Annotated in this window: 17 protein-coding genes; 4 read left to right on the forward strand and 13 right to left on the reverse strand. The window is 57.4% G+C overall.

All coding sequences use genetic code 11. From position 1 onward, the window contains the following. Positions 1–42 precede the first annotated feature (42 nt). The 5 genes from HAV21_RS10815 to pdhA all read right to left on the reverse strand — a co-directional run bounded on the left by HAV21_RS10815 (position 43) and on the right by pdhA (position 4,807). Positions 43–324, reverse strand: a complete 282-nt coding sequence (locus tag HAV21_RS10815; RefSeq protein WP_166841697.1) for a helix-turn-helix domain-containing protein — start codon at positions 322–324, stop codon at positions 43–45. Beyond that, a complete protein-coding gene (locus tag HAV21_RS10820) occupies positions 321–725 on the reverse strand; it encodes a VOC family protein (RefSeq protein ID WP_166841698.1) in 405 nt (134 codons plus the stop codon). The genes HAV21_RS10815 and HAV21_RS10820 overlap by 4 nt, the downstream gene beginning before the upstream one ends. A 283-nt stretch (positions 726–1,008) precedes the next feature. Next, entirely contained in the window at positions 1,009–2,502 is a 1,494-nt protein-coding gene (locus HAV21_RS10825; protein WP_243753236.1) for a dihydrolipoamide acetyltransferase family protein, read from the reverse strand. A gap of 2 nt (positions 2,503–2,504) precedes the next feature. Continuing rightward, entirely contained in the window at positions 2,505–3,593 is a 1,089-nt protein-coding gene (locus HAV21_RS10830; RefSeq protein WP_142938199.1) for an alpha-ketoacid dehydrogenase subunit beta, read from the reverse strand. After that, positions 3,590–4,807 carry a pyruvate dehydrogenase (acetyl-transferring) E1 component subunit alpha gene (gene pdhA / locus HAV21_RS10835; protein ID WP_166841700.1) on the reverse strand — a complete coding sequence of 406 codons (1,218 nt, stop codon included), beginning with the start codon at positions 4,805–4,807 and terminating at the stop codon, positions 3,590–3,592. The genes HAV21_RS10830 and pdhA overlap by 4 nt, the downstream gene beginning before the upstream one ends. Before the next feature lie 171 nt (positions 4,808–4,978). Here pdhA and HAV21_RS10840 point away from each other — a divergent pair, with 171 nt between their 5' ends. The 3 genes from HAV21_RS10840 to wecB all read left to right on the forward strand — a co-directional run bounded on the left by HAV21_RS10840 (position 4,979) and on the right by wecB (position 7,821). Beyond that, positions 4,979–5,443, forward strand: a complete 465-nt coding sequence (locus tag HAV21_RS10840) for an Lrp/AsnC family transcriptional regulator (protein WP_014922530.1) — start codon at positions 4,979–4,981, stop codon at positions 5,441–5,443. Positions 5,444–5,450: 7 nt separating this feature from the next. After that, complete coding sequence (locus HAV21_RS10845; protein ID WP_243753237.1) at positions 5,451–5,987, forward strand: YdcF family protein; 537 nt, start codon at positions 5,451–5,453, stop codon at positions 5,985–5,987. 679 nt (positions 5,988–6,666) lie between these two features. Next, positions 6,667–7,821 carry a UDP-N-acetylglucosamine 2-epimerase (non-hydrolyzing) gene (gene wecB, locus HAV21_RS10850; RefSeq protein ID WP_166841852.1) on the forward strand — a complete coding sequence of 385 codons (1,155 nt, stop codon included), beginning with the start codon at positions 6,667–6,669 and terminating at the stop codon, positions 7,819–7,821. Between the two features lie 1,388 nt (positions 7,822–9,209). Here wecB and HAV21_RS10855 read toward each other — a convergent pair. The 6 genes from HAV21_RS10855 to HAV21_RS10880 all read right to left on the reverse strand — a co-directional run bounded on the left by HAV21_RS10855 (position 9,210) and on the right by HAV21_RS10880 (position 14,446). Beyond that, the gene (locus HAV21_RS10855; protein ID WP_166841701.1) at positions 9,210–9,644 is read right to left on the reverse strand and encodes a serine acetyltransferase; all 435 of its coding nucleotides are present in this window, start codon (positions 9,642–9,644) and stop codon (positions 9,210–9,212) included. Positions 9,645–9,648: 4 nt separating this feature from the next. Continuing rightward, complete coding sequence (locus HAV21_RS10860; protein WP_208096681.1) at positions 9,649–10,341, reverse strand: WecB/TagA/CpsF family glycosyltransferase; 693 nt, start codon at positions 10,339–10,341, stop codon at positions 9,649–9,651. A 40-nt stretch (positions 10,342–10,381) separates the two neighbouring features. Continuing rightward, positions 10,382–11,449 carry a prenyltransferase/squalene oxidase repeat-containing protein gene (locus HAV21_RS10865; RefSeq protein WP_166841703.1) on the reverse strand — a complete coding sequence of 356 codons (1,068 nt, stop codon included), beginning with the start codon at positions 11,447–11,449 and terminating at the stop codon, positions 10,382–10,384. Continuing rightward, positions 11,449–12,435 (reverse strand): glycosyltransferase family 4 protein, encoded by a 987-nt coding sequence (locus HAV21_RS10870; RefSeq protein ID WP_166841704.1) that lies wholly within the window; start codon positions 12,433–12,435, stop codon positions 11,449–11,451. Before HAV21_RS10870 ends, HAV21_RS10865 begins: the two co-directional genes overlap by 1 nt. 56 nt (positions 12,436–12,491) lie before the next feature. Beyond that, positions 12,492–13,628, reverse strand: coding sequence for a hypothetical protein (locus tag HAV21_RS10875; protein WP_208096683.1), 1,137 nt, complete (start codon positions 13,626–13,628; stop codon positions 12,492–12,494). Positions 13,629–14,011: 383 nt separating this feature from the next. Beyond that, positions 14,012–14,446: a hypothetical protein gene (locus HAV21_RS10880; protein ID WP_166841706.1), complete on the reverse strand. Its 435-nt coding sequence runs from the start codon at positions 14,444–14,446 to the stop codon at positions 14,012–14,014. Between the two features lie 449 nt (positions 14,447–14,895). Between HAV21_RS10880 and wecC the strand changes: the two genes are divergently transcribed. Next, on the forward strand, positions 14,896–16,191 hold the full coding sequence (wecC, locus tag HAV21_RS10885; RefSeq protein WP_166841853.1) for a UDP-N-acetyl-D-mannosamine dehydrogenase: 1,296 nt from the start codon (positions 14,896–14,898) through the stop codon (positions 16,189–16,191). A gap of 761 nt (positions 16,192–16,952) precedes the next feature. Here the strand turns inward: wecC and HAV21_RS10890 are convergent. Continuing rightward, complete coding sequence (locus HAV21_RS10890) at positions 16,953–18,143, reverse strand: O-antigen ligase family protein (RefSeq protein ID WP_166841707.1); 1,191 nt, start codon at positions 18,141–18,143, stop codon at positions 16,953–16,955. Between the two features lie 175 nt (positions 18,144–18,318). Next, positions 18,319–19,860: a polysaccharide biosynthesis tyrosine autokinase gene (locus HAV21_RS10895; protein ID WP_166841708.1), complete on the reverse strand. Its 1,542-nt coding sequence runs from the start codon at positions 19,858–19,860 to the stop codon at positions 18,319–18,321. Between the last annotated feature and the right edge of the window lie 22 nt (positions 19,861–19,882).

The raw sequence follows: 19,882 nt of genomic DNA on the forward strand, positions 1-19,882 counted from the left end.
GTGTCGTGGGTTCAATCCCACGCTCGCTTCTTATAGACGCATTCAAGCACAGCATCCGCCCCAGCGTTCCAGCGCGAGGATCGCCTCGCGCAAGGCGAGCCCTTTATCGGTCAGCGCGTAGGCTCGGGTGTTGTGCCGGAGCGGCAGGCGGGACAGTACACCGGCTGCTTCGAGCTCGCGCAGTCGGGTCGCGAGGATGTTGGTCGGCACCCCGAGGTCGCGCTGCAGATCGCCGTAACGCTGTGGCCCGTCGAGCAGCCGCTCCACGATAAGCAATGCCCACCGTGGTCCGACGATGTCGAGGGCCGCGGCAAGGTTGCTCACGCGCTCGGCTGAGCGTCCGGCTTCATCCAAAACGGTGAGTAGTGGTAGCCGTCAGGGTCATCGAATTGGCGCTGGTACATGAAGGGGTAGTCATCGGTGTCACCGATCCGCCCACCGGCGGCGCTGGCGCGTTCGATAAGCTCGTCCACCGCCTCTCGGCTGTCGAGATCGAATGAAACTGTGACCTTCGAAGGGGTTTCGGGTCCGCCCACCAACTCCTCGGTGCCACCGACGCTCGCGTACATCTCACGGCTACCGAGCATGACGTACTGCTCGGGGGCGATCGCGAAGCATGACACGTTGTGATCGGACATCTCAGTGTTGAGGGTCCAGCCGAGGGCGCTATAGAAAGCTGTCGCGCGCTCGACGTCTTCAACCGGGCATGTGATAAATAGGCTCATGCGGCCCATACTTGCAAAATGCAAGTAAGGCGTCAAGACCTTGCTGGTTGCGATGACTCTGGGGTGCTTTGGTTGCCGATTCGGCCCTACTGGCGGGCTACCCGGAATGGGCGGCCCGCCAGTGGGCCTATACGCGCAGGGATGTGAGAGAACGTTCGGCTCAAACCCCCCGGAACTGATAGAGCGTCCGGCTCAAGCCCGAGGGAACTGATAGAGCGTTCGGTTTTAGCCCGGGGGGATGTGAGAGAGGGATCCCGAGTTGGGGATCGGATGTGAGAGAGGGTTACATGTCGGCTAGCGCGCCGCCGGGGTTTTCGATGGCGTCGGCGACGTACCGGAGGAAGCCGGCCGCGGTTTCGCCGTCGCACACTCGGTGGTCGAAGGCCAGGGTCAGCTCGGTGACCTTGCGGACGGCCAGCTCACCGTTGACCACCCAGGGCTTGTCGATGATGCGGCCCACGCCCAGCATCGCGACCTCGGGGTAGTTGATGATGGCGGCCGAGCCGTCCACACCGAACACACCGTAGTTGTTCAGCGTGAACGTGCCGGAGCCCAGTTCCGTGGGGGTCGCCTTTCCGTCACGTGCGACGGCGGTGAGTCGGCGGATCTCTGCGTCCAGTTCGCGGGCACTCAGCTGGTGCGCATTGCGGACAGAAGGAACCACGAGTCCGCGGTCGGTCTGCGCGGCGAAGCCGAGGTTGACGCCTTCGAATCCTACGATCTCCTGCGTGCCGTCCTCTGCAGTTTCAAAGCGCGTGTTCAAGGCCGGGTACTTTTTTAACCCAGCCGTGACAAAACGGGCGATGAAGGCCAACAGACCAGGGGTATCGTGCGGTGCGCGCTTCTTGAGTTCGGCCCGCATCTCCAGCAGCGCGGTAGCGTCCACGTCCACCCACACGGTGGCTTCGGGGATCTCCGAGCGACTGCGGGTCATGTTCGCAGCCACGGCCTTGCGGACCCCACGAACAGGCGTCCGAGCCGAGACCGACAAACCAGTCCGGCTGTCCACGGCACCCGCATCAATAGAAGCAATAGCAGGAGCGGGAGCGGAGACACGAGAAGCCGCAGGAGCAGGCTCACGTGTAGCAGGCACAGTAATAGCCGCTTCCACATCCCGCCGCATGATCAGCCCACTGGTCCCCGAGCCCTCAATGGCATCGAGGGAAACCCCGTGATCGCGCGCCATTTTCCGGACGAGCGGAGAGATCACGGCACTGAGCTTGCCGGGGATTCGCGTCCCGGCCACGGAAGGCTCCATCACAGGCACAGCAGCAGGCTCAGCTGCAGGCTCAACAACTGAAGAAGCAACAGAAACACTCGCCTTACGCGGTCGGGTCCGGCCACCTGTCACTCCCCCGGGAGTTCCGTACCCAATGAGCACGTTGCCAGATCCGGCCTTCTCCTCGGTCCGGTACGTCTCGGCGGCAGCTTCCGCGGCCGGCGAAGCGTCAAGACCTGAGGACACCGGCGAAGGATCAACAGAACCAGCCGGAACAGGAGCTGCGGCAGCGGGCGAAGCCGCAGAAGCACCAGCGCGAGCGATCGAGATCAGCGGCTTGCCGACGTCGAGCGTTTGACCCGCTTCACCGTGCAGCTCGGCAACGGTGCCGGCGTAAGGCGAGGGCACCTCAACCATCGACTTGGCGGTTTCAACCTCGGCGATGGGCTGGTCAACCACAATCTCGTCGCCCACGGCAACGAGCCAGTTCACCAGTTCGGCCTCGGTGAGGCCCTCCCCGAGATCGGGCAGTTTGAAGACCTGCATATCTGAGCTCATGGTCAGTCCTCCCATTGAAGGTCGTCGACGGCGTCGAGGATGCGGTCGACGCTTGGCAGGTAGTAGTGCTCCAACTTGGGAGACGGGAACGGGACGTCGAAGCCGGTCACCCGAAGAATTGGCGCGGCGAGGTAGTGGAAGGCGCGTTCCTGGACGCGGGCCACGATCTCTGAGGACACGGAGGCGAATCCGTGGGCTTCGGCGATCACGACGGCGCGTCCCGTCTTGCGTACGGACGCGCAGACGGTTTCGTCGTCGAAGGGGACGAGGGTTCGGACGTCGATGACTTCGAGTGAGCGGCCCTCTTCGGCGGCGGCAGCTGCAGCGGCGAGCGCGGTGGGAACGGAGGGGCCGTAGGCGATGAGTGTTGCGTCTGTGCCGGGACGGGCAACAGCTGCGCGGCCCTCGGTGGAGGTTCCGGCGTCGTGCTCTGCTCGCAAGGCACCCAGGTCAACCTGGTCCTTGGACCAGTAGAGCTTTTTGGGTTCCATGAACATGACGGGGTCGTCGGAGTCGATTGCTTCGCGGAGCATGCGGTAGCCGTCGGCCACGGTGGCTGGGGTGTAGACCTTCAGGCCGGCGGTGTGGGCGTAGTAGGACTCGGAGGAGTCGCAGTGGTGCTCCACTCCCCCGATGCCGCCGGCGTAGGGAACACGTATGACCATGGGCATTTTGAGTTTGCCCTTGGTGCGGTTGTGCATTTTGGCTACGTGGCTGACGATTTGTTCGAAGGCCGGGTAGGCGAAGGCGTCGAACTGCATTTCGATCACGGGGCGCATGCCGTTGATGGCCATACCGACGGCCATACCGACGATGCCGGATTCGGCCAGCGGGGTGTCGAAGCAGCGTTGTTCGCCGAATTCGGCCATGAGGCCGTCGGTGATGCGGAAGACGCCGCCCAGCATTCCGACGTCTTCGCCGAATACCAGGACGGATGAGTCGGCGCGCATGGCGTCGGCCATGGCGGTGTTCAGCGCCTTGGCCATGGTGAGGCTTTGCGGGCCGGTGGCTTCGGCCGTGGCCGCGGCGGAAGCGGCGGCGCTGGCGGTGGCTGCGCTGACGTTGCCGTTAACGGTAGTGGTGACGGTCATTTTGCGCTCTCCGTTCCGGTATTTTCGGCGCTTTCAGCGCGGGCGAGTTCGCTGGCGAGCAGCTCTGACTGTTCTTTCAGCTGCGGCGTTTGCTTATCGAAGACGTACTTGAAGAGGTCCAGCGGCTGGACGGGAACGTCCTCCCCCAGGCCTTCGCGGAGCTGGGTAGCGACGGCTTCAGCATGCGAGGCGATGCGCTCCGACGCGGCGGCGTCCAGCAGACCCTTGTCCGTGAGGTACGACTTCATGCGTGCCAGCGGATCCTTGGCCTGCCATTCGGCAACTTCGCTGTCCGGGCGGTAGCGCGTGGCGTCGTCGGCGTTGGTGTGGGCCTGCATGCGGTAGGTGTGGGCTTCGATCAGCAGCGGGCCGGATCCTTCGCGGGCCAGCTTCACGGCCCGGTCCATCACGGCGAGGAGCGCGACGAGGTCGTTGCCGTCCACGCGTTCACCGGCCATGCCGTAGCCAACAGCCTTGTGGGCCAGCGACGGCGCCACGGACTGGTGGCTGAGCGGTACGGAGATGGCGTATTTGTTGTTCTGTACGAAGAAGATGACGGGCAGGTGGAAGACGGCGGCGAAGTTCAGGGCTTCGTGGAAGTCGCCTTCGCTGGTGGCGCCGTCGCCGCACATGGCCATCACCACGGTGTTTTCACCGCGCAGCTTGGCGGCGTGGGCAACGCCCACAGCGTGGAGCAGTTGGGTGGTCAGCGGCGTGCACTGGATGCCGACGTTGTGCGCGCTGGGGTCGTACCCGCCGTGCCAGTCGCCGCGGAAAATGGTCATCACCTCAACGGGGTCCACCCCGCGGGTCATGACGGCGACGGCGTCACGGTAGGTGGGGAACAGCCAGTCACCTTCGCTGAGGCACATGGCGGCTGCAACCTGGCAGGCTTCCTGGCCGTGACTTGAGGGGTAGACGGCCATGCGGCCCTGCCGGACCAGCGCAGAGTTCTGATCGTTGACGCGGCGTCCGACGACGAGCTGCTCGTATGCGGCCATCAGTTCAGCATCGCTGGGTGTGGGGTATTCGTGGCCGGGTTCGGTGCCTTGCTCGTCATGGGAGCGGAGGGTGCCGTCCGGGTTCACCATTTGGATCTGGTGCCGGGCGGGGAGCATGTAGTCCTCAACGCTGATGCCGAATTTTGTCCGAACGTCAGCAGCTTGGTCCTCTACCGCCGTTTCCGGCGCAGAGTGATCTGCGTGGATCGTCATTGGTCCGTCCTTCTTTAGCCACTATGTGCTTCCAGTATGTTCCCCGGGCTTGTTTCGTATCCAGCTTTCCGCCGAATCATGGAAGCCCTTGCCTAAACTGGGTATTCTGAAAGACAAATTGCAATTGTGAGCTGGGTAACGTGCCCGTGCTGTAGACGAATTGGAGAGCCAGTGAGCGAGGCTGAGGCGGAGCAGACCGCCGTACCGCTGGACAGCGTGGACCGGGACATCATCCGAGAGCTGACCACCGATGGGCGCATGTCCATCACGCAGGTGGCGGAGAACGTCCACATCAGCCGCGCCCATGCGTACACCCGGATCGCCCGGCTTACCGGCGAAGGTGTGCTGACCAAGTTCACTGCGCTGGTGGATCCCATCAAGGCGGGGCTGCGGTCCTCCGCGTACGTGACGTTGAAGGTGCAGCAGCACTCGTGGCGTGAGTTGAAGGAACAGCTGCGGGCCATCCCGGAGATCCACCACATTGCCTTGGTGGGCGGCGACTTCGACGTCATCCTCCTCGTCCGCGCCACAGACAACATCCACCTCCGCCGCGTCATCTTCGATCAGCTGCAATCCATGGACGGCATCCTGGACACCCAAACCTTCCTGGTGTTCGAGGACGTAGATACCCGGTGACGTTCCAATGGAAGCTCGCCTGGACGCTGGCGGCCAGTGCCCTGGCGGTGTCCTGTGGCTGATTGCTGCCTTCCAGCTCTTCCACAACCCGCCTCACGCCACTCCCCAGCGAACCGACGCCATTGTGGTGCTGGGCGGCAGGAGCAGTGAACGACTCCCGGTGGGCGTCGCCTTGCGGGGGCCGCTGGGCATCAAGGACTTGGTGGTGATCACCACCGGGCTTCCGGCCAACGCCGGTTCGGATGAGTTTTGTGAAGCGCACGACGGCGACCCTCATCTTGACTGCTTCCGCCCGGATCCACTGAACACCAGGGGCGAGGCCGCGCGGCTAAGCGATCTGGCGATTGAACGGGGTTGGACGTCAGTGACCGTGGTGACGCCCGACTATCACCTCCAGCGGGCCGGCACCCTCATGAAGCAGTGCATCGCAGCTGACGTGCACATGGTGGGCACTAAACCGGAGCTCTCCCCCGCTGGCTGGCTGTGGCGATTCGTGGTGGAAACCGGCGGCTTTTTTGATGTGTGGTTGCGGCCCGAATGCTAAGTGTGCTGCGGCTGCTGGTACGGCGAAAGCAAGTAGTGTCGTGTTCTTACTGAAGAAAAACGAGTACCCACTACTCTTACCCTCGTCTTGTCTAGAGGGCGAGCATGACAGGCATGACTATCTACATTGTTGAACCAGGCGCACTTGTCCACCGTTGCCAATGCTGCGGGGAACTCGCAGATCGGCTCTTTTGCGAGGATTGCCAGCCGCACATCAGTAACAACGGCAAGGTCTGAGCACGAAATTTTGCGAAGCTCAGGCCTCCGACGCATACATGCAAACTCACCCGGAGCGTCAGGCCTTCCCTTCGACCCTCGTTGCATGACTTGCGACTGAAACCCCTACTTCGTGTCCTGAAACCAGCCATTGTCCGTCAACCATTCGTCCCGGCTTCCGACATCGCCGCACTCGCTAATAACGTCATAGCAAGTTCAGGTACTGGATTCACTGCATGGCGCTATGCGCCCATTAGATACGGTCCCTGTCCTACGGGCGCAGCAAAATTGACGACCGCATTCCTCCCGGATGTTAACCAAGTCTCTGGACTGGCTCGACACACTGGCTCCAACGTGGCTAATCGGCGCGTAGCAAAGACGTCTGATTCTGCCGAGGGAGCGATGCTCCGTTAGGATGACTTTGGTCTTTGCCTTACACCAGCTCGCTCTTTGGGGGATATATCGTGCACAGGATTATGCCAATTTTCGGCACCCGCCCGGAAGCCATCAAAATGGCTCCCATTGTTCGCGCCTTGCAGGAATCAGAGCATCTTCACTGTGTCGTCACGGTGACTGGTCAACACCGCGAGATGCTTGACCAGGTGAACGAACTCTTTGGAATTACGCCTGATCACGATCTTAACATTCTTCAGCCAGGCCAATCACTGACCGATATCATGACGCGAACAATGAGTGGACTTGACACTCTATTCGCCCGCGAGAAGCCGGACGCAGTGGTTGTCCAAGGTGACACGACCACATCTACCGCAGGTGCTATCGCTGCCTTTTACCACGGCATTCCCGTAGTCCACGTGGAAGCAGGTCTGCGAAGCGGCAACCTCCTTTCCCCATTCCCTGAGGAGGCAAACCGTAAAATCACTAGTCAAATTGCCTCATTACACCTCGCACCCACCAGCACCAGCCGTGCCAATCTCCTGGCTGAGGGCGTGCCCGCGGAAGACATCGTGGTGACGGGAAATTCCGTCATTGATGCATTGCTGACGACCGTCAATAAGAAGGTTCCTTTCTTGGACCCTCGTCTGGAAGAACTTGCAGATAGCGGGCAGAAAATCCTTCTGGTGACAACGCACCGACGCGAAAACCAAGGCGATGCCATGCGCGGCGTCGGCAGAGCGTTGGCCCGTATTGCCGACTCTAATCCAGACCTGGTTATCGTCCTTCCTGTGCACAAGAACCCGCTTGTCCGCGAAGCCGTCCTGCCAGCCATTGAAGCAAAGCAAAACGTGCTTGTCACAGAGCCTTTGGCTTACGGTGAGTTCACTCGCATGCTGTCCCTTGCCCACATCGTCCTAACCGACTCCGGCGGAGTGCAAGAAGAAGCTCCTAGTTTGGGCAAGCCGGTACTTGTGATGAGAGACAACACAGAGCGCCCCGAAGCTGTCGTGGCAGGCACAGTCACACTGATCGGCACTAATGAGGAACGCATCGTGAATGAAGTTTCACGCCTTCTGAACGACGCTGAGCACTTTTCGGCTATGGCCAACGCTGTCAATCCATATGGTGACGGTCGCGCCTCGGCCCGCACCGTCGCAGCTATAGCAGAGCTGTTGGGCGTCGGGCAACGAGTAGAAGAGTTCGGCATGCCTGTGGCAGTCTGAGCACCATCATCACTGCATCTCTGGCTTCCAATCACTCGCGCAACTTAGAGGAAGACGACTCAGCTCGTCGAAGCTATTCGCAAGGGGCGCCCTCAACCTTCTTCCTTGCGAATAGCGGCAGCCACATTAAGGCGCCCCGTCCACCTATCCGGCTCTGTGTCTTCCTTTCGGTCGAGAAGCCCAATACACGGCAATCAATAGCAAGCTTCGAAGACATTCTGCAGCAAGCACAATTCCGGCCATTTTGAAGGCGGTTACTTGACCGGAGTATAGGACTCCGCCCAATATGGCAATCAGTTGCGTGGCGCTAATCCAAGCAAAAAAACGTTCTCGTCCGCTAAGCGATAGAGCGCTGCCGACGGAACTGGTTAGAGCATTGACAAAGGATGCGACGGTCAGCAGCAGGCTTGGCAACCAAAGTTCACTGTACTCGGGGCCCAGCACAGTACCGACCCACGCCGGGCCCGCCAGAACCAGTAAGACTGCCAGCACTCCGGGTATGAACGCAGATGCGACGGCGCTCGAAATCAGAAGGCTCAGGGTCTCCTTTCGACGGTGCGCCTGCAGGTTTGAAGACAGTTTTGGCATGACTGCCGTTGACACTGCACTAACGCTTACAGAACCAGCCGCCTGAAAGCGCTGGGCAATGTCGTACTCTCCCGCCATCCGAGCCGATGCTGCGCCGACGAAGAAAATCGGTGATCTAACAGCAAGCGCGGTTAGCGATGAACCAATAGCGATGACAAAAGCTGACTTCCACCGAATCTTAGGCACGGCAACACGGCCCTTCATCACTGGGCGCAACGCAGATACACCGAAGAGCGCTGTTATCGATAGGACCGCTAACCCTTGACCGAGCAGAAACCCATCGGTACTGTCACGGGGCGAAAGAACGGCGGCAACTATCCCACCTGCCGGAAGGGCAAGAGACTCGCATATCTGTCCAAAAAGAGAACGCCCTCGTGCTACCAAGCTGACGAACCACAATCTTTGAAGAGCCGAAGCTGCGCACGCAATCGCCAAAACAGGAAGTAGCACACCGGATGCACCCCAAGCAACGGCAGCGACTCCCCAGATCAAGACAGCCACCGAGGCTACCGAGCCCCAGATCGCTGTCAGAGCGCGCGTATCCCGTAACGCTACACTCGCTATAAAGGAACCCGAAAGATCACTGCTTGGGTCGGTTGAATCCTTTAGGCCTAAAACCTCAAGACCCAGCGGTCCGGCCACACGAAATATTACAATTGCGCTCCAGAAGATTCCGTTTATTCCTACAACTTCAAGCCCAAAAAGATACGCCACTGTGGCCACCTGAAGAATTAGCAGCAATGCACCGCCTATGCGGATAACGAAAAGCCCGGCGGCGCGCCCCAATAGGGAAGGTATTTTCATCCGCCGTCAGTGGCTTTGAAAGGCTCAAGAGGTACGGCCAACGGCGCAATCATCGTAACCCCCTGCGCAACGTTTTTAACCACCAAGGCGTTGGGACCAATCTTTGCATCGTCCCCAACCCTTACCTTGCCAACAACCTTGGCACCAGGAAACAATTTGACCCGATTTCCAATGGTCGGAATAGCGCCCGCAACTGATCGTCCCCCTATAACAACCCCAGGGGAAATAAGGCAGTCATTCCCAATGATTGCGCTGGCGTGGATGACAACTCCAGAACCTCCGTAGGCCAATTTAGTACCTGAACCGATGGTGCAAGTCGAGGGAACATAGGCACCGAAAACCACTTGCCCTAGCACTGTGCATATTTTTGGAAGAATTGGAATTCCGCGCCGATGGAAGGAGTTACCAAGCCTGTAGAAAAGGAGATACATGATTTTAGCTCCCTAGCCTAAGACGACCACGAACGACGTAATAGATGAACTTTGCATTACCCACCAAGTAACGCCGCATCATGCGGCGCGGTTCCTGTAGGAGCCTATAAAACCATTCGAGACCACACCGCTGCATCCAGATCGGTGCACGGGTCGTCTCTCCAGCCACGACGTCGAATGAGCCACCCACCCCAACGCAAAGCTTGACCCCAAGCCTGTGTAGATTGTCGGCGAGGAAGACTTCCTTGAACGGCGAGGGCACAGCAATGAACAAAATATCGGGATTAGTTACTGCAACTTCTTGGCAAATTTCCAAGTCGGATTTGGATTGACGCCAGTATCCATCGTGGTGACCGACTACCACCGCACCGCGCTCTCGGAACGCATTAGCGGTCGCCTCAACCACACGGCTCTTTGCGCCCAGCAGGTAAATTCTAAGTCCATGCTTCGCCGACTCGTCCACCAAACGGTTCATGAAGTCGATCCCGGCAACTCTTTCCGGAAGAGCGTCGCCCAACAGCCTACTCGCCCAAACCACCGACTGACCATCAGCGTTGACCATAGAGCAACCGTTAATTGTGCTGCGAACCGTTTCGTCCTCAACAGCGGCGACTACTTTTGCGGCATTTACAACAACATGCTGGTGGGGGCCTCCGCTTGCAATGAGCTCCAGCGCTCGTTCCACAGACTCGTCCATGCTTAGGCGATCGACTGTGAGCCCGAGCAGGTCAGCTCTACTAGTTTGATTCTGCAACAGCATCCCTCTTTGCTAGCTTGGCAAGAGCCAGGACTGCATGGCCCTGGTTCCATCTGAGAAAAAGTGGCCCGCGCGGTGAGGACCTGAAAGCACCATTACTGTCTTGTGTTGACAAAAGAACGCGCAGTACGGACGGCTTCAATTCCGACAAACCCATTTCAGAGCCATAATCAGCAATAGCACCCAGCACGGTTGCATTGTTATGAATTTCACGGGTCGATGTGGTGTCCCCTGCAAAATACTTAGGCTCGCCGCTGTTGGTGAAGAACGACTCCTTCCAATGCCGAAGACCCCTGGTTGGGGCCTCGTCCACAAGGAACCCGCGACGTCCCAGTTCCGTTAAACTGTCAATGACATAAACGGTGTGAAAGCTGTCCTCCCATTCAAGCCCAGGAGCGTCCCCGTATGCCCAGCCACCATCCGGCCGCTGGTGGCTGATGGTCTTGGTGATAGCTTTTTGGACCAATTCCTCATGAAGTCCCAACCGCCCTAAGGACTCTGCAGCCAGCAGGCTGCCATTGTGAACAAGCTTGTCGGATGTGTCGGTGTAGTAAAAGTACCCCCGCTTGTCGTAAAGGTTTCTTAACCATTTGCCAATTGCGGGAGAAACCTCATCTGTTCTACCTACGGAATCAATGGCACGAATCGCGAACGTTGTTGCTACAACGTTCGGAGTTCCTTGCGGATAGTAGGCCCATCGTGTTTGCACATCGAACTCATAGCCCCACGGGCGGCCCGATCCCATGTGCAGAAGGTCATCGACGAGAGAGTTAGCAAGATTGATGTCGCCCAGCTCCTTGGCGGCCATGGCGAACAGCGCGAGACTTTTTGCCATCCGAACAGGTTTAACACCGACCAAGCGCCGAGTTCCTTCGCCTGATCGCTTGAGGACTTGTATCCAGGCTTGCCGTGTCAGTTTTGTGTTCAAGAGCTTAGCCACCGGCGAGGATAATCCGTCGTAGGGATCCGCACTATAAAAGTCTCTACTGACTGCCAGCGCTAGACCTGCAGCAGCAGCTTTAGAGACTTCCATACTGATATTGCTCATTATTTGTACCGCCGATCGATTGCACTGCAGTATATTTCATCTAAGCTCCGGCGATATGTTTCAATCGAGTAGGTGGTCTTCCAAGAACGTCGCGCGTTGGATCGGATGCTGTCAGAAGCGGATTTTCCCCGAAATGCTTCTTCAATGGCTGCTGCCAAGACTTCGGGATTATTTACCTCGACTATGATTCCATTACGTTTATGCGTGATGACCTCAGGAATGCTCCCAACTGGGGTCACAACCGGCATCGCTCCGTGCGCCATAGCATCCAGAAGCGACAGCGGCAGTCCTTCGGCATGCGAGGGAAGAGCAAATACGGCAGCTTCTGACATGAGCTCCCCAAGGCGCCTCTGGTCCACCCACCCATGCCATTGCACTGGGGCTGAGCTGTTCTCGATGGCGGCGACGATTTCAGAATCCGGACAATCGCCGGCCAGATCCAGAGACCAAGAAATATCTTCGGAGACAAGCTCTGCGGCGCGAAGTAATTCTCGGATGCCCTTCGAAGGTACCAGTTTTCCGGCAAAAAGGACACGGTTTTGACGCTCCCCAGGATTCAGAGAGGCGGGACCAGGCACAGCGTTTGGAAGAACACAAACAGCAGACGACTTGACGCCAAGGTCTGAAACAACGAACTCCTCCCACACGCGACCTAGGACGATAACGAAGGCAGCGTCCCGGAAGAAGCGACGTACGACCCATTTCAATGGACGAGGGAGCTTGGCATAGAAGCGTTGATAACCTCCACCGTGCAAGTGGATGACATACGGAACCCGACGTAATTTTATGAGTTCGGTTAGCAGAATCTTTCTAAGACTCGAACCAGAGGAGGCGACATTTACATGAGCAACGTCACAGCGGGGGTTTTTGATCAGCTGTGCGACGCAGGTGAGGAAGGACTGCAGTCTACGCTTCCCGGATGCACCGGTATCTATGAACCTTAACTGCGAGACCTCCGAATATGAAGATTGAACATGACTCATCATGACCCCGATTCCTCCAGCGGATCCTGGCATCGGACCCAGAACTAGAGCACGAACGGTCATTCTTTCACCACGGATGGAATGTGCTGTTCGATCAGACGGATCTTGGCGTTGGGCGTCGGTGGCAGCGAGACGACTGATGATGTAGTGAATTTGATCAGGTCGAGGCAGCTCTTTTGCAACTCCGACCCAAAGCCTTGAACATCCTCCGGAGTAGCACCGATCGCTGGAACCACAAGAACTTCGGCTTTGCCTGCCTCAAATTGGCGAATTCTGAATGCAAAAATCTTCTCATATATAGCCGAATGTAGGTTGAGCGCAGCAATAGAGACGGTTCCGCCCGAGTGGGTTACCAGGTGCTCCTGAGCCCGCCTTCCACGGATGTCGCGGATCTCGAGGCCCCCAGTCGACACCTCGACCAGTTCGGCAGTGTCTCCAGTGTCATACCGAAGCAGCGGCATAGCTGTTAATCGCAGCCCCGTTGCAATGATTCGTCCCCTCTCACCTACCGCTACTGGACGGTCTGAGTCGTCCAAAAGTTCAACGTATCCGTACAGAGGGTAGAACGAATACGTGTCCTTCTGTGGGTTGTACCGTGCCATGGCAACCCGCTCGCTCAGTCCATATGAGGGCAAGAACGTAGCGTTTGGGAATGCAGTTTGGATCAACGCTTGCTGATGGGGCAGCGTTCCCTCAGAGACCGGGAAGATACCCTGCACACTTAATCGAAAGTTGCTGTCGTCTGCACGAGCTGCCTTAGCTAAGGCAGCTATAGCTGACGGATAGCCATGAATGAAGCGAATGCGTTTCTGCTTAGTCAGCTCCCAGTAATGAGCCGATGTTGCCTCATCCAGCCCCATCGCCGAGAGCATTAGCTCCGATGTTGCTCGCGACAGCTTCCATCTTCTGGGAGGACGCCCACCGAGATGGACTCCTCGGATAACTGATCGCCAATTGCCCGGCTTGTAGCCCGATTCGCCCCAGGCATGACAAACATAGGCCCATTCTGAGGCAGCACGGCGGCGGTCAAGATAAAAAACAGCTGGTTCTCCCGACGAACCGCTAGTCGTGACCTTGTCAACCTTATCCAAGCCAGTCGCAAGGAACTCCTCGGGTCTGCCTCGGAAATCATCTTTATAGAGAATCGGGAGAGAAGCCAAGACCTTAGCGGGGTCGTCGACAGAGGAATTGAGCATCGAGTAGCGAGGATCGGAGCAGTAGGCGGTCACATCACGAGCTCGCAGAAGAAGCGTCCTTAGCAGCTCCAACTGCCTTGCGCGGGCGACTTCCGGAGAGCCGAAGGCCCTCGCGATTGACTCACTTGTCACTGCAAAGTCTTGACCGTAACGTAGCTTAGGCGGCAGCCACTGAGCAACCAGCCCCAACACTTCTCTGAGTGCAGGCGAGCTGTGCGCGAGGTACTCGCGGATCCTACTCAACAATGTGCAATCCCCCATGGTGAAAGTTAGGACCGACGTAGAGCGGGTCCAGCATCAGTATCGTAGTAGATGTGCGAACCCGCAAAGAAATCCCTGCAAAAGCGTCGTCACCCGCTGGCTCTGGCGGTCATCCGGCCCAACTAAACAGCTGAATCTCGGACGCCGACCCGGCGGGCAGGGATCCCAGCCCAAATCTCGTAGTCACCTGTAGAGCACATCAGGACCGCGTTTGCAGCGACGATCGTGCCATTCCCGATACGCGTTATCCCATCCCCAGCGAGCACCTTAGCGCCTGGAAAGATCACCACATCGTCGCCAACAATCAAGCGTTTCATTTTGGACTGCCCAAGCGGCAGGTGTGCGTCTTTTCGACCTAGTGTGACCTGATGGTAGATACGAACATTCGTTCCGATTGTCGTCAACGGGTAGAAGACGGTACCTCGTCCACTGTGAACCAGACGCAATCCTTCACCCACCACCATCTGTGCTGGGCTATCGATACCGAAAACCAGGGACAGAATGGCACGGACAACTCTGAATCGCCGGAGGTAAACCAGTCGTTCTACAAGTGTCATGGCAACAGTTTAGGTGGACGTACACGCTAACACTGACACTGGAGAGCCGGCCACGCCGAAGCCCACGCCTCGACTAAGGAAAGTCGACGCCGCTCCGAAACTCACACAGTTGCTTCTCACGCTGGCGCAAGGCAGGTCCATCGTCCTCGCGCGCCCTATCGTTGTGGAAGCAATCACATAACGTAGATTTACTCAAAGCGTTTGCGCTCCTCCCACCTTGCCTGTCAAAGTTAGCTTGGGTCATAAGCAGTGACAGAAGAGTCACTCTCCGAGTCAAGGTTGGTCCCCGGCGCTCAGACTCACATGCAAATTAGCCATAGGTCTCAAAGCAACGTACGCCCGGGCAGGTTGGAAAACCTACCTACGCGAGCGAGGTACCTCAGCCTTTGGACGATAGTTCGACGAGCGTCGAAGCCGCCAAATCTTTAGCCAGTTCATTAACCAGAAGTATGGGGAGCATTGCGTTGAATACGATCAATCGCGTAGCAGTCATTGGTTTGGGTTACATCGGATTGCCGACCGCTGCCATTTTGGCGACGAATGGCTTAGAAGTTATCGGAGTAGACGTCAACCAGCGGACAGTGGACGCTGTGAATGCCGGCCAGGTCCCGTTTGTGGAACCTGATCTGGGAGTTCACGTGGCTGGTGCCGTGAGCCACGGACATCTCACTGCCAGTATTTCGACTCCGAAGGCTGACGCCTACATTGTCGCCGTTCCAACACCGTTCAAAGCGGACCGGTCAGCGGACTTGAGCTACATCGAAGCTGCTGCCGAGGGTATTGCACCGCAGCTGATCGGTGGCGAACTGCTGATCTTGGAGTCAACCTCTCCCCCCGGGGCCACAGAACATATGGCTCAGTACATCCTCGACCTTCGCCCTGACCTTAGTCTAGACGGTGCTGATTCCAAGCCTGCGATTCTCGTAGCACACTGCCCCGAACGAGTCCTGCCGGGCAGAGTGATGATCGAACTCGTTATCAACGACCGCATCGTTGGGGGCATTACTCCTGACGCAGCCGAAAAAGCCAAAAATCTATACTCGGTCTTTTGCAAGGGCGAGATTCTAACCACTGATGCCGTCACTGCCGAGATGGCCAAGCTAGTAGAAAATTCGTACCGCGACGTCAACATTGCCTTCGCCAATGAACTTTCAGTAATCAGCGAAAAACTTGGAATTGATGTTTGGGAGTTAATTCGCCTCGCCAATCATCACCCTCGGGTAAATATTCTTCAACCGGGCCCAGGTGTGGGTGGTCACTGCATTGCTGTGGACCCGTGGTTTATAGTTGCGGCCGCCCCAGAGGAAGCTCGTCTTATCCGCACCGCGCGAGAAGTTAATGACGCAAAGCCGGAATGGGTCTTCCAACAAGTTCTGTCGGCCCTTGAACTTCTCCCGTCCGCCGCTGAAGTTTCGGTTCTGGGATTGGCCTTCAAAGCGAACATTGATGACCTCCGGGAATCTCCCGCCATAGAAATCGCTGCTCACCTAGCGGAGGCCCTACCTAGTACACGATTCAATGTGGCCGAGCCCCACGTAGCGGAACTTCCCGGGCAACTCTCGGGCCGATCCAACGTGAAATTGGTGCCAATTGACGAGTCTGTCTCACGTTCTGATGTAATCGTCGTTTTGGTCGATCACGACGACGTCAAAGCGATTATGATGGAGCAACTCGAAGGTAAGGTCGTGATAGACACGCGCGGTGCGCTGCGTCGCGAGCCTGTTCTCAACACACTTGATGCATAGTTTGTTCATTCCGACAGCATGCCGTCGGGACGCTCTCCAGATTTGCTAAGGGGCAGTTCTCAAAAGATGAGAACTGCCCCTAACAATAGTCTGCTATTCGTGGCTGCGTATAGGTGCACACCCACGCGCTACCGGAAAGCCTGGCGCCAAACGTACGCCGGTGCCCAGATCCCTTATCCTTCGGGCTAATGGTTGAAGGGTCATGCAATGCCAGTCACGACGTCCCAACCGAAGAGAGTTCGAGGTTGATTTCAAAGATCCTTGGTGTCGACCGAAGCCGCTGACTCGGCGTAAGTCTTGAAATGAATGGGCAGATGCACACGCCTCTGCCTGCAGGCCTAATCAAACTCAAAACCGAGCTACCCTCAGATACATACCTTCCGCCTTGCAGGTAGTCGTGATTGACGGGGGTGCGCAGCGACCGGTAGCGCGCTGCAATACCCGGCAGCATGAGAGTGCTGAAACTTACCCCATCACGGACGCCCAAGAAGAACCGCCAAGGCATTAGAGCCTTTCCGTCGAGCTTATACCGGCATCACTGGAGCACTCGAACTCTGACCGCGGGGCTGTCGACGTCACAGCCTCTAGATCTACCTGTCGGACTAGCCTGAAACGTCAGCTATTTCCGGTATATAAGTGAGTTAAATCTTTGACTCAGCCCTGCTATGTGGCGGGCTGCCAGTCAATGCTGTAAACACATTGATTAGCCTCCGCCGAAGGCTAAGAGCTTGTTCCAAAGTGCCCAATGGGCTGCGAGTCCGCTATACCGCTCGTAGAAGTGCCGCCGTTTCAACAGTCCCACTGTCCTCTTGAGGGCGGTCGTGGCCGGCAAGATTGGCGGAGTAGATGGCCATACCCCAAAAAACTGCGAGCCCAGGACGGTCGAGCAGAGTGTTGCTAAGGACCATTCCCGCAAGCGCAGCCGTTAGCGCCATCGACCCCGCGGGTGACAACATGCGCCTCGTGGCGATTATGCATATGACGAAGAAAAGAAGCCCCACTAGACCAAACTCCATGATCAATGTCACCAGATCGGAGTGTGCGGACTTCTCTTCCCACCACCAAAGGGGGGTCACGCGGTAATCAGAATAAGCACCACCGCCGAACAACTGGAAGATAAAGCTCTCATTGAGAAAGATATGCAGCCGCTCATTCCAAGCATCCAGCCGCCCCGATCCTAGTGCGCCTGCACCCAGTTGCCCCACAGTGCCACCCTCAACTGAGTTCTCATCTCTATAAAGTACCGAGCCCAGGACCATAAGCGAACATAAGGTCACAATTAGCCAGCGGGGCCATTGCCTTTGATTTGCCACCCAGAAAATTGCGAAAACTCCGAGCATCAGCATCTCGGTGGCACCACCGTAAGCCAGCAGCAAGGCGACAGCCGTAGAAACAAATGCTAGCTTGACTGGCCACCGCCAAGGGGACGTCCAAATGACTATCGCGAGAGCGCTGACGACAATCGCGGACGAATGGAAGCCTTCTTCACCGCCTACAAAGGCTCCTGCTCTCACCACGCCAGCGACTGTCACTCCGGGCGCAGTAATTGCCACAACAGATGCGTACATCAGAATGATGGCTGCTGCGCACGACAGAAGCCTCCTTATGTCCCCCATGGGAAGGCGAATAAGCACAAGCAATGCGGCCAGCGAGATGCAGTATCTGGTCAATGCATCCATGTTCTGAGGTATACCAACCCAACTCATGGATAGCCCCATAAACAGCATAAAACCTAGCAGCAAGAGAACTGAGGTCATCTTTCGAGGACACAGTAGGCTGCCGACCATCAGGGAAGCAACGACACAGAGAGCCACTAAGCCAGACAATCCCGGCCGCATCGCAACCAAGTTGTTGAACCCGACAGCGTAGGCGAGGGATACTGCTACGGACACAACCCCAACAGTCTGCGCCAAGAAATCCGGCTTCACTGGAATGTAATCGATTGTCGTCATTGGTTGAGCCATCGAACGCCCTAGTAAGCTTGAGTTTCTGGTCATCAGGGCCTTTCATCGTCCACGAGTCGCTACGAGATCGAGCACGTTCCCTCTTTCCTTAGCTGGACATTCAAGCGCGACATTGACGCCGTTTGCTCGCCGTCGGGGGCTTAGCCAGGGATCCTTTGGAAATTCATTGTGGGAGCCTAGATTTTGGAAATTTCGTGGCCGGCTGCAGCCGGTCGTCTGGAGCGTTCTGTGATGAACGTTTGGTCGCAATAACGGGCCCGAAGTTCCGAGTTTCTGGTGACGCCCCGTCCGAGTCTCCCGATTTAGAACGTCTCTTGCTGATGGGCGCGTCTCGAACGCTTCGACCGTCACGTGGAGATTCGCGACGTTCGTAGGAGTATGAGTAAGCATCCGCGCCCTTAGACGGCAATTGGTTCAGAACGATACCAAGTATTTTCGTGTCAACGAGCTCGAGCGCCGCAAGGGAACGCTCAAGGTCGTGGCGCCGGGTGGAGTGAGCACCGACGACAACTATTACACCGTCTACATGTTGAGCAAGGACAGTCGCGTCGGTAACGGGAAGTACCGGCGGCGTATCAATGATTACGGTGTCGAAAGTGTCAGAAAGACGATTCAAGAGCTGCTTCATGTCCGCGGATCCCAGGAGTTCGCTTGGATTCGGTGGGATCTGCCCTGAAGCCAGCACATATAGGTTTTCCTCACCCCAGGGTTGCAGCAAGTCATTCAAATCCGCTGCGCCCAAAAGTGCGGTGGTCAAACCTGCGTTGCGATCAAGTCCTAGATACTCACTGACCATCGGTCTACGTAGGTCAGCGTCGACAATGCAGACGCTATGACCTGCCTGGGCCATTGCGATGGCTAGATTGGTTGCCGTCGTGCTCTTACCTTCACCGGGGAGGGATGAGGTCACCATTACAGTTCGTGCGTGGCCGGCAACGTTGGCAAACTGCAGATTCGTACGCAGCTGCCTGAACGTTTCTGCCCTCCGGCTTTGGAGAGGGGCCTGTGTTAGAAGAGGCTTCTTGACAGCGTCCTGATCAAAAGAAATGCCGCCAAGCAAGGCCGTGCCAGTAAGAGCCCTTAGATCAGCCTCTCCACGAATGCGGTTGTCCGTCTTTGCCCGAACGATGGCGATCGCCAACCCCAATAGCAGCCCCGAAGACAGTCCTAGAAGCAAGTTCATACGCACATTTGGTGCAGAGGGAGCGGAAGGCGCCTTTGCAGGAGCAATGACCGAGAGATTGACCGGTGAATTACCTCCCGTTTGAGGTTTCTCAAGCCAGGCAACCGTCGTAATCAAACTGTCAGCTACCGCTTGGGCGATCGCTGCAGCCTGCACGGCTGAGTTGTCAGTCACAGAGATTGTAATCAAAACCGTGTTCGGGTCCGCCGTAGCCTTGACTCGCGGAGCTAGTTGCTCTGGCGCCATGGACAAACCCAATACATCGATGGCAGGCTGCAGGACCTTCGGAGACTGAACAGTCCGGACGTACGATTGCACCCTAGCTTGGATGAAGGTATTGCCTTGCTGCAGTTCCTGTACAGAGCCGGAACTCTGGATCGCCACAAAAAGCTGCGTCTCGGCGGTATAAGTAGGCTTCGAGAGTAGTGATGCGCCCCCTCCTACAAGTAGACCTACCAACCCGACGGAGATGATGATCATCCAGTTGCGACGCAGTATGCGTATGTACTCGTGAAGATCCAAACCGCGTCCCCTATTTCTCTGC

Source organism: Paenarthrobacter sp. MSM-2-10-13, assembly GCF_011605365.1.
In the GTDB taxonomy this organism is placed as follows: domain Bacteria; phylum Actinomycetota; class Actinomycetes; order Actinomycetales; family Micrococcaceae; genus Arthrobacter.

Bases quoted from the DNA above. Each gene is read 5' to 3' on its own strand.
- HAV21_RS10820 (WP_166841698.1), bottom strand. From the start codon at position 725: ATGAGCCTATTTATCACATGCCCGGTTGAAGACGTCGAGCGCGCGACA.
- HAV21_RS10825 (WP_243753236.1), bottom strand. From the start codon at position 2,502: ATGAGCTCAGATATGCAGGTCTTCAAACTGCCCGATCTCGGGGAGGGC.
- HAV21_RS10830 (WP_142938199.1), bottom strand. From the start codon at position 3,593: ATGACCGTCACCACTACCGTTAACGGCAACGTCAGCGCAGCCACCGCC.
- pdhA (WP_166841700.1), bottom strand. From the start codon at position 4,807: ATGACGATCCACGCAGATCACTCTGCGCCGGAAACGGCGGTAGAGGAC.
- HAV21_RS10845 (WP_243753237.1), top strand. From the start codon at position 5,451: ATGGAAGCTCGCCTGGACGCTGGCGGCCAGTGCCCTGGCGGTGTCCTG.
- HAV21_RS10855 (WP_166841701.1), bottom strand. From the start codon at position 9,644: ATGTATCTCCTTTTCTACAGGCTTGGTAACTCCTTCCATCGGCGCGGA.
- HAV21_RS10860 (WP_208096681.1), bottom strand. From the start codon at position 10,341: ATGGACGAGTCTGTGGAACGAGCGCTGGAGCTCATTGCAAGCGGAGGC.
- HAV21_RS10865 (WP_166841703.1), bottom strand. From the start codon at position 11,449: ATGAGCAATATCAGTATGGAAGTCTCTAAAGCTGCTGCTGCAGGTCTA.
- HAV21_RS10870 (WP_166841704.1), bottom strand. From the start codon at position 12,435: ATGATGAGTCATGTTCAATCTTCATATTCGGAGGTCTCGCAGTTAAGG.
- HAV21_RS10875 (WP_208096683.1), bottom strand. From the start codon at position 13,628: ATGCTCAATTCCTCTGTCGACGACCCCGCTAAGGTCTTGGCTTCTCTC.
- HAV21_RS10880 (WP_166841706.1), bottom strand. From the start codon at position 14,446: ATGACACTTGTAGAACGACTGGTTTACCTCCGGCGATTCAGAGTTGTC.
- wecC (WP_166841853.1), top strand. From the start codon at position 14,896: ATGGGGAGCATTGCGTTGAATACGATCAATCGCGTAGCAGTCATTGGT.
- HAV21_RS10890 (WP_166841707.1), bottom strand. From the start codon at position 18,143: ATGACGACAATCGATTACATTCCAGTGAAGCCGGATTTCTTGGCGCAG.